Annotated in this window: 16 protein-coding genes; 5 read left to right on the top strand and 11 right to left on the bottom strand. The window is 43.4% G+C overall.

Going from position 1 to position 15,050, the window contains the following annotated elements; translation table 11 throughout:
• Window positions 1-50 precede the first annotated feature (50 nt).
• From aroQ to menB, 3 genes are all read right to left on the bottom strand, one after another.
• Window positions 51-503, bottom strand: coding sequence for a type II 3-dehydroquinate dehydratase (gene aroQ / locus CKV74_RS04385; protein ID WP_007242234.1), 453 nt, complete (start codon window positions 501-503; stop codon window positions 51-53).
• A gap of 60 nt (window positions 504-563) precedes the next feature.
• Window positions 564-1,553, bottom strand: a complete 990-nt coding sequence (gene menC, locus CKV74_RS04380) for an o-succinylbenzoate synthase (RefSeq protein ID WP_095176789.1) — start codon at window positions 1,551-1,553, stop codon at window positions 564-566.
• A gap of 166 nt (window positions 1,554-1,719) precedes the next feature.
• On the bottom strand, window positions 1,720-2,577 hold the full coding sequence (menB, locus tag CKV74_RS04375) for a 1,4-dihydroxy-2-naphthoyl-CoA synthase (RefSeq protein WP_007242218.1): 858 nt from the start codon (window positions 2,575-2,577) through the stop codon (window positions 1,720-1,722).
• Window positions 2,578-2,749: 172 nt separating this feature from the next.
• Between menB and CKV74_RS04370 the strand changes: the two genes are divergently transcribed.
• Both CKV74_RS04370 and CKV74_RS04365 read left to right on the top strand, forming a co-directional pair.
• The gene (locus tag CKV74_RS04370; protein WP_039847798.1) at window positions 2,750-3,316 is read left to right on the top strand and encodes a DUF5358 domain-containing protein; all 567 of its coding nucleotides are present in this window, start codon (window positions 2,750-2,752) and stop codon (window positions 3,314-3,316) included.
• A 297-nt stretch (window positions 3,317-3,613) separates the two neighbouring features.
• Window positions 3,614-5,272 (top strand): phospho-sugar mutase, encoded by a 1,659-nt coding sequence (locus CKV74_RS04365; protein ID WP_095176788.1) that lies wholly within the window; start codon window positions 3,614-3,616, stop codon window positions 5,270-5,272.
• Between the two features lie 44 nt (window positions 5,273-5,316).
• Here the strand turns inward: CKV74_RS04365 and CKV74_RS04360 are convergent, their stop codons facing one another.
• From CKV74_RS04360 to CKV74_RS04345, 4 genes are all read right to left on the bottom strand, one after another.
• A complete protein-coding gene (locus CKV74_RS04360; protein WP_007242210.1) occupies window positions 5,317-6,849 on the bottom strand; it encodes a glycosyltransferase in 1,533 nt (510 codons plus the stop codon).
• A 58-nt stretch (window positions 6,850-6,907) separates the two neighbouring features.
• Complete coding sequence (locus tag CKV74_RS04355; protein WP_007242186.1) at window positions 6,908-7,381, bottom strand: PM0630 family protein; 474 nt, start codon at window positions 7,379-7,381, stop codon at window positions 6,908-6,910.
• Between the two features lie 93 nt (window positions 7,382-7,474).
• A complete protein-coding gene (locus tag CKV74_RS04350; protein WP_039847797.1) occupies window positions 7,475-8,884 on the bottom strand; it encodes a multicopper oxidase domain-containing protein in 1,410 nt (469 codons plus the stop codon).
• A 7-nt stretch (window positions 8,885-8,891) separates the two neighbouring features.
• Window positions 8,892-9,608: a 1-acylglycerol-3-phosphate O-acyltransferase gene (locus tag CKV74_RS04345; RefSeq protein WP_095176787.1), complete on the bottom strand. Its 717-nt coding sequence runs from the start codon at window positions 9,606-9,608 to the stop codon at window positions 8,892-8,894.
• Between the two features lie 99 nt (window positions 9,609-9,707).
• Between CKV74_RS04345 and lpxH the strand changes: the two genes are divergently transcribed.
• Entirely contained in the window at window positions 9,708-10,421 is a 714-nt protein-coding gene (gene lpxH, locus CKV74_RS04340) for a UDP-2,3-diacylglucosamine diphosphatase (protein WP_095176786.1), read from the top strand.
• A 172-nt stretch (window positions 10,422-10,593) separates the two neighbouring features.
• On the opposite strand, the gene CKV74_RS04335 is transcribed toward lpxH, so the two are convergent.
• The 4 genes from CKV74_RS04335 to CKV74_RS04320 all read right to left on the bottom strand — a co-directional run bounded on the left by CKV74_RS04335 (window position 10,594) and on the right by CKV74_RS04320 (window position 12,942).
• A complete protein-coding gene (locus tag CKV74_RS04335) occupies window positions 10,594-11,805 on the bottom strand; it encodes an MFS transporter (protein ID WP_007242190.1) in 1,212 nt (403 codons plus the stop codon).
• Window positions 11,806-11,958: 153 nt separating this feature from the next.
• The gene (locus tag CKV74_RS04330; RefSeq protein WP_007242159.1) at window positions 11,959-12,393 is read right to left on the bottom strand and encodes a hypothetical protein; all 435 of its coding nucleotides are present in this window, start codon (window positions 12,391-12,393) and stop codon (window positions 11,959-11,961) included.
• Window positions 12,394-12,474: 81 nt separating this feature from the next.
• Window positions 12,475-12,645 carry a DUF1232 domain-containing protein gene (locus CKV74_RS04325; protein WP_007242208.1) on the bottom strand — a complete coding sequence of 57 codons (171 nt, stop codon included), beginning with the start codon at window positions 12,643-12,645 and terminating at the stop codon, window positions 12,475-12,477.
• A 36-nt stretch (window positions 12,646-12,681) separates the two neighbouring features.
• Complete coding sequence (locus CKV74_RS04320; RefSeq protein ID WP_007242225.1) at window positions 12,682-12,942, bottom strand: YfhL family 4Fe-4S dicluster ferredoxin; 261 nt, start codon at window positions 12,940-12,942, stop codon at window positions 12,682-12,684.
• Window positions 12,943-13,015: 73 nt separating this feature from the next.
• On the opposite strand from CKV74_RS04320, the gene CKV74_RS04315 reads away from it, so the two are divergent.
• Window positions 13,016-13,702 carry a ribonuclease T2 family protein gene (locus CKV74_RS04315; RefSeq protein WP_007242247.1) on the top strand — a complete coding sequence of 229 codons (687 nt, stop codon included), beginning with the start codon at window positions 13,016-13,018 and terminating at the stop codon, window positions 13,700-13,702.
• Between the two features lie 98 nt (window positions 13,703-13,800).
• On the top strand, window positions 13,801-14,964 hold the full coding sequence (gene pgk, locus CKV74_RS04310; protein ID WP_007242178.1) for a phosphoglycerate kinase: 1,164 nt from the start codon (window positions 13,801-13,803) through the stop codon (window positions 14,962-14,964).
• The last annotated feature ends 86 nt before the right edge of the window (window positions 14,965-15,050 follow it).

Here is a 15,050-nt window from a genome sequence, read left to right as displayed (position 1 = left end):
ACCGCAAAACGAGCCTTTTGGCGACAAAATTATTGAAAAAATATGAATTTTTACGCTTTTTGAGCTAAAAATTCCAATGCGAAAGAAAACGCACATTCATACCCTTTAGCGCCCAATCCGCAAATCACACCCTCCGCTACATCACTAAAATAGGAATGATGACGGAAAGGTTCGCGTTTATGCACATTGGATAAATGGATTTCCACAAAAGGAATAGCCACCGCCAAGAGCGCATCGCGCAATGCTACACTCGTGTGAGTATAGGCGGCAGGATTAATTAAAATGAAATCAACCTGTTGAAAACTCTGATGAATCTTATCAATCAGCTTTTCTTCACTATTGGCTTGGAAACATTCCAAATGCACCTGCTGTTGTGTAGCCAAGCGTTGCAAATTCTCTTCTATTGCAGCTAATGAAAGATGGCCATAATGTTTAGGTTCACGAGCGCCTAACATATTCAAATTCGGGCCATTTAACAGCAAGATATTGAATTTTTTACTCATTTTCTTTCCTTTTGAAACGCGCTGATTATAACGTTTTCTAATTTTTCGGTGGTCGAATCTCTAAATAATTTTTTCAATGAATTCCGAGTCCAAATTCAATAATGGTAATGTTGAGCCAGGCCATGGACGCAAAATTTGATAATTCATTAAATCCAAGGTATCCAATCCCGGCGTCACATTTGGCGTATATTGTGCCGCCATGCGGGCGAGCTGACCTAATCCCAAACTACTTTCCAAACTAGAACTAATGACTGCCTTCATGCCTAATGCCTGCGCCTGTCGAATCAAATGCACACAATCCTGAATCGAGCCAACCAATGTTGGTTTAATCACGATTGCAGCTAAATGCGCCTCCTGAGTCAGCGCAAAATCCGCCTCGCGCACTGTTTCATCCCAAGCGATAGGAATCCCCGTTTGCCGAGCAAATTCGCGACTTAATTCCGGCGTTTTACAAGGTTCTTCCAGGAATTGAATACGTGTTCGATGTTCCGGTTTAACCTTCGTGGCAAATTGCAATGCTTTTTCCAGACTCCACTGGCGATTGGCATCCAAACGTAATTGCAAATCGGGAATGGCCTCTAAAAACATATCAGCGATCAAGCCATCACGATTGGCTTCATACATACCCACTTTAATTTTTGCAACTTTTTCCCCCTCTAAATTGTTTAACTCGGCATACAATTCATCGGGATCGCCATAGCACAAGGGCGCAGCCTGATAATTCCCAGCATCCTGCAAATAACCTTTCATATCGTCCATCGCTGCACTAATGCCAAAGGCCACCGATGGATAGCAACCATCCAGCGGTACGCGTGGAGCTTCACAACTCGCATTCTGCCAAGCGGTTAACCATTCAATTGCCTGAGCCTGAGCTTCATCTAAGGTTTCCCGACTAAATCCCGGTAAGGGCGCTATTTCACCCCAACCGTCACGGCTGCAAGCCACCCGAACAATGAGTCCTTCACGACGCTTTAAAAAACGATCGCGTAGCACCAGCTGGCTATCCACGGGAATCGAATAGCGGTAAAGATTAAAGGATTTATTTTCCATGGCAATCTCCTGATAAACGCCCTACCGAATTACAACATTTTGCCAAAAACAACGGCTAACACATTGATTTTATTAGAAATGAATTAAAAATGTATTGTGAACGGCTGTATTAATTATTTTTCCAAAAAAATACGGCGAATCTGCCTGATCCGCCGCATAGATTATTTTAAGGATTACGTCTAAATTTGCTGAAGTCCGGTGCACGTTTTTCATTGAACGCGTTACGACCTTCTTGACCTTCTTCAGTCATGTAGAACAACATAGTCGCATTACCGGCCAGCTCCTGCAACCCGGCTTGACCGTCACAATCCGCATTTAATGCTGCTTTCAAGCAACGTAAGGCAATTGGACTGTTACGCAACATTTCACGGCACCAACGCACGGTTTCTTTTTCTAAATCGGCATAAGGCACTACCGTGTTCACCAAGCCCATATCTAAGGCTTCTTGGGCATTATATTGACGGCATAGGAACCAAATTTCGCGCGCTTTTTTCTGCCCCACTAAACGTGCCATATAGCTTGCACCCCAGCCACCATCAAAGGAACCCACTTTCGGGCCGGTTTGGCCGAAAATTGCATTTTCCGCAGCAATTGTTAAATCGCATAACATGTGCAATACATGGCCACCACCGATAGCATAACCGGCCACCATCGCTACAACCGGTTTCGGACAGGTACGAATATCACGCTGGAAATCCAAAACATTTAAATGATGTACACCGCTTTCATCTTTATAGCCGCCGTAGTCACCACGAATTTTTTGGTCACCACCGGAACAAAATGCTTTTTCGCCTTCGCCGGTTAATACGATCACGCCGATTTTCTCATCGAAACGCGCATTGGAAAACGCGTGGATCATTTCTTTCACGGTTTGTGGACGAAATGCATTACGCACTTCCGGACGATTAATCGTGATTTTGGCAATGCCATCGGTGGATTTGTGATAGCGAATATCGGTATAACCTTCACTATGATCCACCCATTCTACCGGCGCATATAACACATCATCTTTTGGATTTTGCATGGAAAATTCCTTCTATTAATAAACAGGCAGCGAGCGACAAAACAGCCAGCCCACCGATGAAATCGCCGCATTATAGCGAAACTTTGCTAAATCTAAAAAGAAATTTCCCCTTTGATCGGAGGCGCCTTATTGCTAAAATCGCGCCCATTATTTTTACTTGAAGGATCCATTTGTGAAATTATTTCCAATTTTTGCCTTAAGCGTATTGATCAGCGGCTGTTCGTTATTCAGTACCCCCCAATCCGCGATTCCCGCGGAATATGCCGGCGCCGATTATTTACTAAGCGACAAAGATGCCCAACAATGGGCATTTGCCAGTAAACAGGCCGAACAATGTATTTACCCGAACCTAACCCGTATTCAACAACAACATTTTGGTAAGGAAGACAGCTATATTCATTCGCAATACGTATTTTTCTATCCGCTAGAAAAAATCATCGGTGAAGACTATGTAAAAATCATCCAAAAAGATGAGAAATCAATGAATTACGCCACCCTACAATTTAAAAAATTCCGTGACCAAACGGGGGAAGTCGATGCCTTAGACGAGAAAAAATGTGCAATATTGCGCAAACAGGCACGAGAAGACTTAGAAGTGGTGAAAGGGAAATATATCGATGGGATGGTTCAAACCCAACAAACTGCTGACGGCAAGTCGACCTCGCCCGATGGCGTTGCCACCAACCAAAATAAATTCTTCTTCGACATTATTAAATGGGGTTCAGCCCTATTACTCTAACCAGCAGGCGGGATTTTCCGCCTGTTTGCTTTTAAAATGCCCCAACAAAAAACCAAATTTTTCCAAAAAACAACACCTAACCCATTGATTTTATTGGAGTTTGTTTAAAAATCAAAAAATATTAGCTTTAACTGAGCTCGCAAAAATGTGACCTACATCACAAAACAAAACCAAACTCGAACCATTTCCCGTATCTAGGTCAAAAAAAGCTAAAAAAGCCCCCTTTGTCATTTCCAATTTAGCGGCTTTTCCGTTAGTCTATTCTGAATTTTCTTGCTTAATTAAAAAGAGGTAATTATGACTGCAATTTTTGATATCGCACAACGTTGGTTGGCTCAAGATCCGGATGCCGAAACCCATGCTGAATTAAGCGCCTTGTTAGACGCGGCAAAAAGCGGCGATACCCAGGCCAAAGCGGAATTGGAAGCGCGTTTTGATGGCCGTTTGCAATTTGGTACCGCTGGACTTCGTGGTCCATTACAAGCAGGCCCTATGGGAATGAACCGTGTTTTAGTCGCGCAAGCTGCAGGTGGTTTGGCAGATTATTTAAAAGATTATGACAAACAACCTTCTATCGTAATCGGTTATGACGGCCGTAAAAACTCTGATGTATTTGCTCGCGATACCGCAGAAATCATGGCTGGAGCCGGTATTAAAGCCTATTTATTGCCACGTAAATTACCAACTCCGGTGCTAGCTTATGCTATCCAGTATTTTGATACCACCGCCGGTGTTATGGTGACCGCTAGCCATAACCCACCGGAAGATAACGGCTATAAAGTCTATTTAGGTAAAGCCAACGGTGGCGGTCAAATCGTTTCTCCGGCGGATAAAGATATCGCAGCATTAATCGATAAAGTAGCTGCTGGCAATATCAACGATTTACCGCGCAGTGAAGATTATCAAGTATTAGATGACACCGTCATCAATGCCTATATTGAAAAAACTGCAGCCATTGCCAAAGAGCCGGCTTGCGACATTAATTATGTGTATACCGCAATGCATGGGGTTGGCTATGAAGTATTAAGTAAAACCTTAGCAAAAGCAGGATTGCCACAACCTTATGTGGTTGCTGAACAGGTTTGGCCGGACGGCAATTTCCCAACCGTAAACTTCCCTAACCCAGAAGAAAAAGGTGCCTTGGATTTAGCCATTAAATTAGCGAAAGAAAAAAATGCCGAATTCATTATTGCCAATGACCCGGATGCGGACCGTTTAGCGGTTGCTGTACCAGATGCACAAGGCAACTGGAAACCTTTACACGGTAATACTGTGGGTTGTTTCTTAGGTTGGCATTTGGCTAAACAATACCAAGCCGCAGGCCAAAAAGGTATTCTTGCCTGTTCATTGGTTTCCTCTCCGGCGCTAGCAGAAATTGCGAAAAGATACGGTTTACAATCCGAAGAAACCCTGACCGGTTTTAAATATATCGGTAAAGTACAAGGCTTATTATTCGGTTTCGAAGAAGCTCTTGGTTATTTAGTTGACCCAGATAAAGTACGTGATAAAGATGGTATTTCTGCTGCTATCATGTTCTTGGATTTAGTTCGTCATCTGAAAAAACAAGGTAAAACCTTGGCAGATTACGCCGACGAATTCACTGCCGAATTTGGTGCTTATGTCAGTGGCCAAATCTCCATTCGCGTTAGCGATTTAAGTGAAATCGGTAAACTAATGAGTGCCTTACGTAGCAATCCACCAAGCCAAATTGGTGTGGTTCCTGTGGCACAATTTATCGACCACACCAAAACTGATCGTCAAAGCGATATTTTAGTCTTTATGCTACAAAATGGCGGCCGCTTAATTGTTCGTCCATCAGGCACAGAACCAAAAATCAAATTCTATTTGGATGCCCGCGGACAAGATCCGAAGGATGCAGACCAAGTCTTAAGCGACTTTGATCAGGCGGTTCGCCAACTGTTACGTCAAGAAGCCTACGGCAAACAAGATTGCTAACATGCTAACTATGAAAAATCCCGCGTTTATCACGCGGGATTTTTTTATTCATCGGACAAATAATGCTGCACAATAGCTAAATGTTTCTCTTTTTGTTCACTCAATATCTGTTGATTTTCCGGTAACAATAGCTCAAAGCATTTCATACAATATTGATGAATTTCCCGAGCATAATGTTTCATCATCGGATAAAGCGTAGGATGCTGACTTTCAATCAACTCCAACTCATCCATAATCAACATAAAATTGGCAAACTGATCAATTTGTGATGGCACGCTCACTGTTGAAGTAATTGAGCCTTCACGCTCTCGTCGATACATGTAAAAGGTATTCGGATAAATAGCAAAGGAATGTAAATATTTCACTAAACGATAGCTCCAAACTACATCCTCAAAAGTGTCTACTGCTGGAAAGAAGGTATCGGGTTGATTAAAAATAGTCCGTTTAATTACCTTAGGCATACAAAAACCGACATAAACCCCTTTTTTATATAAATGCTCAAAATGCTGGTGAAGATCCCCCTGCATCACCTCACAAGCGAGCTGATGATAATGGACATGATCAGGATATACGCTGGTCATATAGGTAAATACTACATCCGGATACTGCCGCTGCTCGATTAAGGCCGATAGTTCACTTAATATCTGCGTCCCCGACCAATAATCATCACCATCCAAAAACATAATATATTCGCCACGCGCTAAACGAATAGCATCATTACGTGCCTGCGCTACTCCACCATTGATTTTATGCAACAGGACAACTTGTGGATATTCGCGGGCATAACGAGCACAAATCTCAAACCCTTGATCGGGCGAACCATCATCCACTAAGATCAATTCATAATGTGCATATTGTTGTGACAATACCGACTCAATACATTGCTCCAAATAAGGAGCGACGTTGTAAATTGGCACAATAATACTAAAACGAGGTGTCTGTTTGGTATTGATCAACGGACGACGAGAACGGCTTAATAACACGCGAGCCTGTGCTAATTGCGATAAGGGACAATAATCAGCAAAATCCTCTACCCGCCAAGCCACCTTTTCTGTTGCCAATTCAGTCAACAATCTTTTAGCCAAGGATTTTTTTAACAAATAAAAACCCGCACCATGTCCATTGTAATACCCTTTATTCTGAGAAACTAAGGCTTCCAAAGGTTCATCAGTCTGATACCAGGTAAAATGTGGCTCTGGGTCTGTATGTTGTAAATTAATCAGCCCATACCCATTATAAGTATTCGCGTAAGTAATTGCGGCCTGACTAAATCCCACTTGGGGTTGCTGTGCCGCCTCGGCGATTAAAACAAAATCTTCGTCCTGCAAATTAAAATCAGCTGCGATCTGTTGCCATACTGCAATGTGGGAAAGGGTTTGCCGCATTTCCTGTGGAGTTAATGCCCGTCCTAATACCGTTTTCGCCTTTTTCTCATTAAACATTAAGGAAAGGCTTGCCGTATCAGCTTCAATAACTGCCTGAGGTTTAAATCGAACCTGCTCGGCCGCCTGTAAAAAAGCGGAAAGTTGATAACGTTCAGTTGGGCTATAAATCACATAGCCGGTCAAAGATTGCATAATTTGTCCTTATTAAAAAACGGTGAAAAATCTGTATTTTTCACCGTTTTTTTGATTGCTACTGCAACAGCTCAAAGCTTTGCATTTCATATTTTTGATCGCCGACTTGAACTGTCAGACGATATTTACCAAGTGGGTCCCAACGACCAAACTCCCAGCAATTCATCACATAATCACCATTATTGACACTATCTATGGTCGAGGTAATTGTATGTAATTTTTCATTCGGTGAAACTTCGATTTTAGCGTTTTCCATGGTGAATTTCGCTTTTGCCTGAGTTTTAAAGGTTTCCACGACTTTCACTTTTTTTGGGAATTTACCGCTGACCACCCAACAGACTGCTTCAGCCTTCAAACTACGGGAAAGTTCGCGCTTTTTCAGATCATTCATCGGTTCCGTTGCTTTATCGAACACAGACAAATAGATATCTTTGCTTGGTTCAGCGTTTTGATTTTGAGATTGTTCAGTTGATGAAGCTAAACTTTGTGCCGACAATAGCAAGGCACTGATCACAATAGCGATTTTTTTCATTTAGAGATCCTTGGGTTTATTAGAATAATAGGTTAAATCGAGGTTCGGCATTATACTGAAGTCCGACCACAAAAAAAAGTTTGTAAAAAAAGTTTATTGCACGACTAGCACACCAATGCACCCCATATCAGCTAACATCAAATTAGATGAACCGAACAGGAACGGGTAATTATTTGAGGATTGATTATCAAAACGCACCAAGATTTGTGTTTTGCCGTTAATCCACACTGTATCCTTCCAGGCCAACATGGCTTCCGATGTCATTTCATTATTACGGCTTTCCACAATAAACTTCGCCCCCTGCAAGGTAAAACCAATAGGTAAGGTAGCATCAATGATCCAGCGCTCAACTGTCCCCTGTTTAGCGAAAACATCGACCCGTCGCGGATCAAAACGCTGTTGGTTGATTAAACCATTTGTTACATCCAACTGGAACTGACGGGTTTTGACCACCTCTGCTTTGAGTAGAGTTGCTGCATCGGAAACAAAATTGCCACCGGGCTTATTGGCAAAAGCAGAAATTTCCCCTTGCGGGCGTAGTTCTAATACCGTGTTATCGGAGAAATCGCCATCGGAACCAAATACATTTTTTACTTTATCAAAGAAATCCCGTTTTCTTCCAGAAATTAAACAGATGCTATCGCCTTCATTTAGATTAACCAAAACTTCAGCCCGTTCACCCGGTGCTAAAACTAGGGATTCAATGGCCTGTGGCTCATTGAGAAAACCTAAATCTCGAGCGATCAATAACATGGTTTGGTCGTTATCCAAACGCAAATCATAGGCTCGCGCCAGAGAACCATTCAGTAAGCGCAAACGCACCCAACCACGTGGTACATCCAAATAAGGAGATTCCAAGCCATTGACCAACAATCGATTACCCACAAAATGTGGCTGATTTTGCTTAAACAGCTGCAAACCATCACGATTAAATTCCATATCCTGTAAAATCAATGGAATATCATTGACGCCATAATTGTGCGGTAAATTGGCTTTTTGGCTGGCATCATCTTCAATTTGCCACATCCCCAATAAGCCGCGATAGGTTTGATAAGCCGAATTGGCCAAAGTGGCCGCATGATACCAACAGGTTGCTGCCGGTTGTTCAATAGGCACAATCGGTGCCCAAGAATCCCCTTTGCGTAGCACCCGCGCTGCGCCGCCGAATAACTCACCGGAGGCCTGCAGGCCCTGAATAGTCAGGGCCACATTTTGCGGCAAATTATTATGATAATTTAATTTTGCAAAAGCACCTGACTTAATCCGAATGGTTGGTCCCAAATAATTACCATTAAACCCCCATACTGCAACCGAGTGTTTACCATCCAACTTATATCCCATCTCTTCCATTGTCAGCACTATCGGTCGACCACGTCGCGCTTCAATCAACGGCGGACATTGCAAGGGCGGGCGGTTGGCAGCCAGCAAAGGCTGTGGCAAACCGGCCAAGGCACCAGCCAGCAGGGTACGTTGTATAAACTCTCGGCGAGAACAAGGAAGCATTTTCATATTATTTTCCTTCGGCAACTTCCGCATCCAATTCGGCAATCCGACGAGCCATTAAATCATGGCAATAATTCGCTAATTCGCGCACGTTATCTTTCGTATAGGTAGAGACATCAATTGGCTCCATCATTTCACAAATGACGTTGCCATTATCCCAACGATTTAAATCGATCTTATTGTGCGTTGTCGAACAAACTACCGGTACAATTGGCACTCCGGCAGCAACCGCGGCATGAAACGCGCCGGTCTTAAACGGTAATAAACCACGCCCACGACTACGCGTACCTTCCGGGAACATCCAAATCGATAAATTATCGTCGTTGATTCTGTGTGCCAATTCGCTCATTGTGCTATGGGCTTTAGAACGGTTATCGCGATCCAACAAAATATTACCTGTCACCCAATATAAAATGCCAAAAAATGGCACCCAAATCAGACTTTTTTTACCCACGCTAACGGTGCGTGGCAATACCATGTAAGAAATGGTCACCATATCGTAATTGTTTTGGTGATTACCGATATAAATACAACGGGATGGTGCCTGAGGCAAAAAACGATAATCCAATTTTAACCCGAACAATGGATGCAAACGACCAAACCAACGAGCCATCACGCCCACATTGCTGGGATTACGAAAACGAATAAAAGAGTAAATCGTGCCGAGCACACAAATTAAAATGCAGCAGATCACGACTAAAATCACACGGGCCAGTTTTAACATAAGCTACCTAACCAAAATCAAGACAAAAAATTTTGCCGCAGTATAGCAAATTAGCGGCCTATTTGTGCTAACCTAACGAAAAAATTAGCCGTTAATTCAATGAAAACCACCTACTTTATCGCCGATCTCCATCTCAGTGAAAATCACCCCGAACTCACCACATTATTCGTCGATTTTATGCGTCAGCGAGCGCCGAATGCCGATGCGCTCTATATTCTGGGCGATTTATTTGATTTTTGGATTGGTGATGATGAGCAGTCGCCACTTATCGAACTGGTGAAAAACCATATCCGAACCCTCGTGCAGCACGGTGTGCCCTGCTATTTTATCCATGGTAATCGGGACTTTTTATTAGGAAAATATTTTGCCCAAAGTTGTGGGTTGACGCTTCTACCGGAATATCAAGTGATTGATCTATACGGTAAAAAAACCTTGATTTGCCATGGGGATACGCTCTGCATTGACGATCAAAAATATCAACAATTCCGCCGCAAGGTACATCAACCTTGGCGACAATGGCTATTCCGCCATCTGCCGTTGGCTTGGCGATTACGCATTGCCCAGAAAATTCGCGCCCGTAGCCAACGGGACAAACAAGGAAAAAGTGCGGCCATTATGGATGTCAATCCCGCCTTTACCGCGGCCTGCATGGTGCAATTTGGCGTACATCAATTGATTCACGGCCATACCCATCGCCAAGCGCAACACCAAACTAACGCGGGTCAGCGTATTGTGTTAGGCGATTGGCGAATCAACCGCCCATCGATTTTAGCGGTACACGATAATGGTCAGATGGACTTCATCAATCAATAAAACGCCCTATCAAAATTCAGAGCTTTTGCAAAAATACAAGCTAACCCATTGATTTTATTAAAATTGATTTTAAAATTGAAAAAATAGCGTTTTCCCTCAACCGACATCTCACAGCACACGAAAAAGGGACGGTAGAAACCGTCCCTAGTCAATCTTCTCCGAGCCAATTTAATTAGCGTAATTCTTTACCTTTTAATTCTGGAATTAGGCAGATCGTCGCCACCATATCAATCAAGTAAATCACCGCTAAGAATGCAATCGCTAAACTGAAAGAATATGCCGACACTATAGCTCCCACCACAACGGGGCCGAAACCGCCCACTGCACGGCCTAAATTAAACAACACGTTTTGTGCGGTAGCTCGAGCCTCTGTCGGATAAGCTTCCGCCATCAACGCCCCATAACCGCCCATCATACCGTTCACAAACATCCCCAAGAAGGCACCAGCAATCAGCATTGCTCCAGCATCGGTTAATTGGGAATAGGCGATAATGCTTACCACTGCACCCGCTTGGAATAATAGGAAAGAAGGCTTACGTCCGACTTTGTCCGCCAAGCGGCCAAAAATCCAAATCCCAGCCATCATACCGCATACCGTAACCGCTGTCCAAATACCTGATTTAGTGAGGCTAAAGCCCAATTGCTTAGCCAGGAAATTCGGCATCCAAATCATAATGCCGTAATAGCCGAAGTTTTGTACAGATGTGAGCACTACCACCCCTAAACTGACTTTCGCAGTAGCCTTATCTTTAATCAGTAATTTAAAGGATTCCAGCTTGCCACTTTTTGGCGCAACCGCTCGTTGAGTAGTGAAGATTTCCGGTTCATGTAAACGGCTGCGTAAATACCAAGCCACTAAGGCAGGGAAAATACCCAACACAAACATGCCACGCCAACCAATGTGTGGCAACAGAAGCGGAGTGAGCAATGCGGCACCTAAAACCCCAACCTGCCAACCTAAGGCTACATAAGAAGCAGCTTTGGCGCGGTGACGTGCGGGCCAGGCTTCAATCGCCAAGGCCATACCGATACCGAACTCGCCTCCCAAGCCGATACCTGCAATAGTACGATAAATTAATAAATCCCAATAACCTTGCGCTAAAGCACAGAGACCGGTAAAGACAGCGAATAATACAATTGTCCAAGTGAGTACACGCACGCGTCCATAACGGTCGCTCAATGCGCCAAATATAATCCCACCGGCAACGGCGCCGATAAGCGTCCAAGTGACCAAAGAACCGGCTTGAGTCGAAGTTAAATGCAAATCGGCAGAAATTGCCGTGAGCATAAAGCCTAAAATAAGAAGATCGAAACCGTCCATTGCATAGCCGACGGCAGAGCCAATAAGGGCTTTCCAGCCATATTGATTGACTTGGGTTGTCATAGATGTCCTTTTGCTACTCACGGGTAGCTTTTAAAGTAAAAGAAAGGGATTTGCAGAAAATTTCGCGGCGCGTAGTGTAATGATTTTACGGGCAAATTGCAAAATTTTGAGAAAAAAATCCCTTTAAGCACAACTTAAAGGGATTTTTTATGATTACTTGCCAGCGTTAGCTTTAGCGGAGGCTTGATTGGCTTCTGCTGCTAGTGCTTCTGCCCGTTGCGCAGCCTGTTGGGACAATTCGGCAAATTGCATAGCCTGTTTATCCTGTTCCAAAGCAGCAGCTTCTTTTTGCGCCACAATATTTTGTGCATCTGCGGCGTTAGAAGCCTGTGCGGCTTTAGCCTCTGCACGCAATTGTGCCGCTGCTCTTACTGCCGCATTAGCTGCATCTGCCTGTTGTTGAGCGATTTTCGCTTGTTCACGGGCTTCTCCGGCTTTGTTTAGAGCAAGTTGTTTGTAATCTACTTGCGGTTCAGCCGGTGCAGCTTGGGCTGTGGTAGATTGAGCTGATTGAGTTGGTTTATCACAAGCAGAAAGCAAGCATAAACTTCCTAGTAATACGGCAATTAATGATTTCTTCATCTTCATAATAAGCAGTTCCTATCGTTAGCATAATGAAAAGTGCGGCAATGTTAGCACCGAACCATCACAAAAACCAAATTGTTCCATTTATTTCGTTAACAAAATTTTTATCAACAAAAGTAACGCCGCTCCATCGTCAATTAAACCAAGCGGCCCTAATACGGCCTCTGGCAAAATATCTACCGGGCTGAGTAAATAGACTAAAATCACAATTACTTTTAGCCATTTCATTTTATTCGCAGGCAATTTAAAAGGCATAATTCAGTTAGACGAATATCAAAAGATAGAGTAAATTCACAGCTTGTCGGCATGATGAATTAACACAAAACGCTCCCAAAGTTCTTCCTGACTTTCCTGATGCTCTGGATCGGGCTTGATACAATTGTTGATTGGGCAAACTTTTTGACAGGTTGGCGTGTCATAATGGCCAACACATTCGGTACACAACGCAGGATCTATCACATAGATATCATCCCCCACCGAAATCGCCTCATTCGGGCATTCAGGTAGGCACATATCGCAATTTGTACATTTCTGGGTGATGAGTAATGCCATCGTGTTCCTTTATATTGAAAGCGACGGATTATAGCCGACAACACATAAATTCACAAAAATAAACAGACTCAGTATGAAAAAAAGCAGCTCCCTTGCCGGTATTCTAATTGCTAGCGGATTTATTCTTTGGCAATTTTTCCAACCCTCTTCCCAAAGCGTTAAAACATCCCAGGTAGATTCCCCATCCTATGGTGACTTCGGCGATTACGATGCCAGCCTGCGTGATGACAAGATCGGCCAAAATAAAAATGCACCGACGGATTACTATATGTTGGTACTTTCTTGGTCACCTGCATTTTGTGCAGACATGCGTACACAATTTGGTACAAATTTACCGCAAAGTGCACAATATCAATGTACCGGAAAATCCTTTGGATGGGTGGTACATGGGCTTTGGCCACAAAATGCCAATGCGCTTTCCGTTGCCGATCATCCGCGTTTTTGTCGGGGAGATTTACCGCCATTACCGCTCAGTGAGATCCACCCCTATTTGAATATCTCACCAGGAGCCAAGTTATTACAGGGTGAATGGGAAAAACATGGTGCCTGTGCATTTGCTGATGCTCAAAGCTATTTCCGCCAAGAACAGGCATTATTCAATGCGCTCAACTTACCAACACAAGAAATGAAACGTAACGAACTATTCCGTTGGATGAAAACCCATAACCCACAATTAAGTAATGCCTATCTAAAAGCCAGCCGTAATGAATTATTTATTTGTTACGACAAAAATTGGCAAGTAATGGATTGTCCGCGATAAGATAAATTCTCATTAATTTGATCTAAAGCGTTACAAGCTAGCTTGAAATGGGTATAATGCCCGCGTTCTAAAATTAACCAACAATAGAGGATTAGATTATGTCAGTAATCAAAATGACCGACTTAGATTTAGCAGGCAAACGCGTGTTTATCCGGGCTGATCTGAATGTGCCGGTAAAAGATGGTAAAGTAACCTCCGATGCGCGTATTCGCGCTACCATCCCAACCCTAAAATTAGCGTTGCAAAAAGGTGCTAAAGTAATGGTTACCTCCCACCTTGGCCGCCCAACCGAAGGCGAGTTCACTCAAGAAGATTCCCTTCAACCGGTTGTCGATTATCTGAACGCTCATCTTGATGTGCCTGTACGTTTGGTGCGCGATTATCTTGATGGCGTTGATGTCAAAGAAGGTGAAATCGTTGTATTGGAAAACGTGCGTGTAAACAAAGGTGAGAAGAAAAACGATCCTGAACTAGGCAAGAAATATGCTGCGCTTTGTGATGTATTTGTTATGGATGCCTTTGGTACTGCACACCGCGCTCAAGCCTCCACTTACGGCGTAGCCGAATTTGCTCCGGTTGCTTGTGCAGGCCCATTACTTGCTGCAGAACTTGATGCTTTAGGTAAAGCTCTTAAAGAGCCAGCCCGTCCGATGGTTGCTATCGTTGGTGGTTCTAAAGTATCTACCAAATTGGAAGTGTTAAATTCCCTTTCTAAAATTGCCGACCAAATTATCGTGGGTGGCGGTATTGCTAACACCTTTATCGCAGCAGCAGGCCACAATGTAGGTAAATCCCTCTATGAAGAAGATTTAATTCCTGTTGCAAAATCCTTAGCAGCAACCACCAATATTCCGGTACCGGTTGATGTGCGTGTTGGTACAGAGTTCTCCGAAACTGCACCTGCAGTGGAAAAATCTGTAACTGAAGTGCAAGATAACGAATCAATCTTCGATATCGGCGATAAAACTGCAGAAGAATTAGCAGCTATCATTAAAGGTGCCAAAACCGTTTTATGGAACGGCCCAGTTGGCGTATTTGAATTCCCTAACTTCCGTAAAGGTACTGAAATCATTTCTCATGCTATCGCGAACAGCGATGCTTTCTCCATTGCGGGCGGTGGTGACACTTTAGCGGCCATCGATTTATTCGGTATTGCAGATAAAATTTCCTATATCTCTACCGGCGGTGGTGCATTCTTAGAATTCGTTGAAGGTAAAGTATTACCTGCTGTAGAAATTCTTGAAAAACGTGCAAACGGCTAATCCTAATTTCCCCTTTCAGAGGAAAGGGAAAATACTTAAAATTTCTTAAAACGCTGGATTTAATCCACTCCAAATAAAAGGAAACA

Origin of the sequence: Haemophilus pittmaniae, from assembly GCF_900186995.1 — a bacterium.
GTDB lineage: Bacteria > Pseudomonadota > Gammaproteobacteria > Enterobacterales > Pasteurellaceae > Haemophilus_D > Haemophilus_D pittmaniae.
Note: the sequence above shows the minus strand (reverse complement) of the source record. Positions and strands in the feature narration are given on the sequence as shown.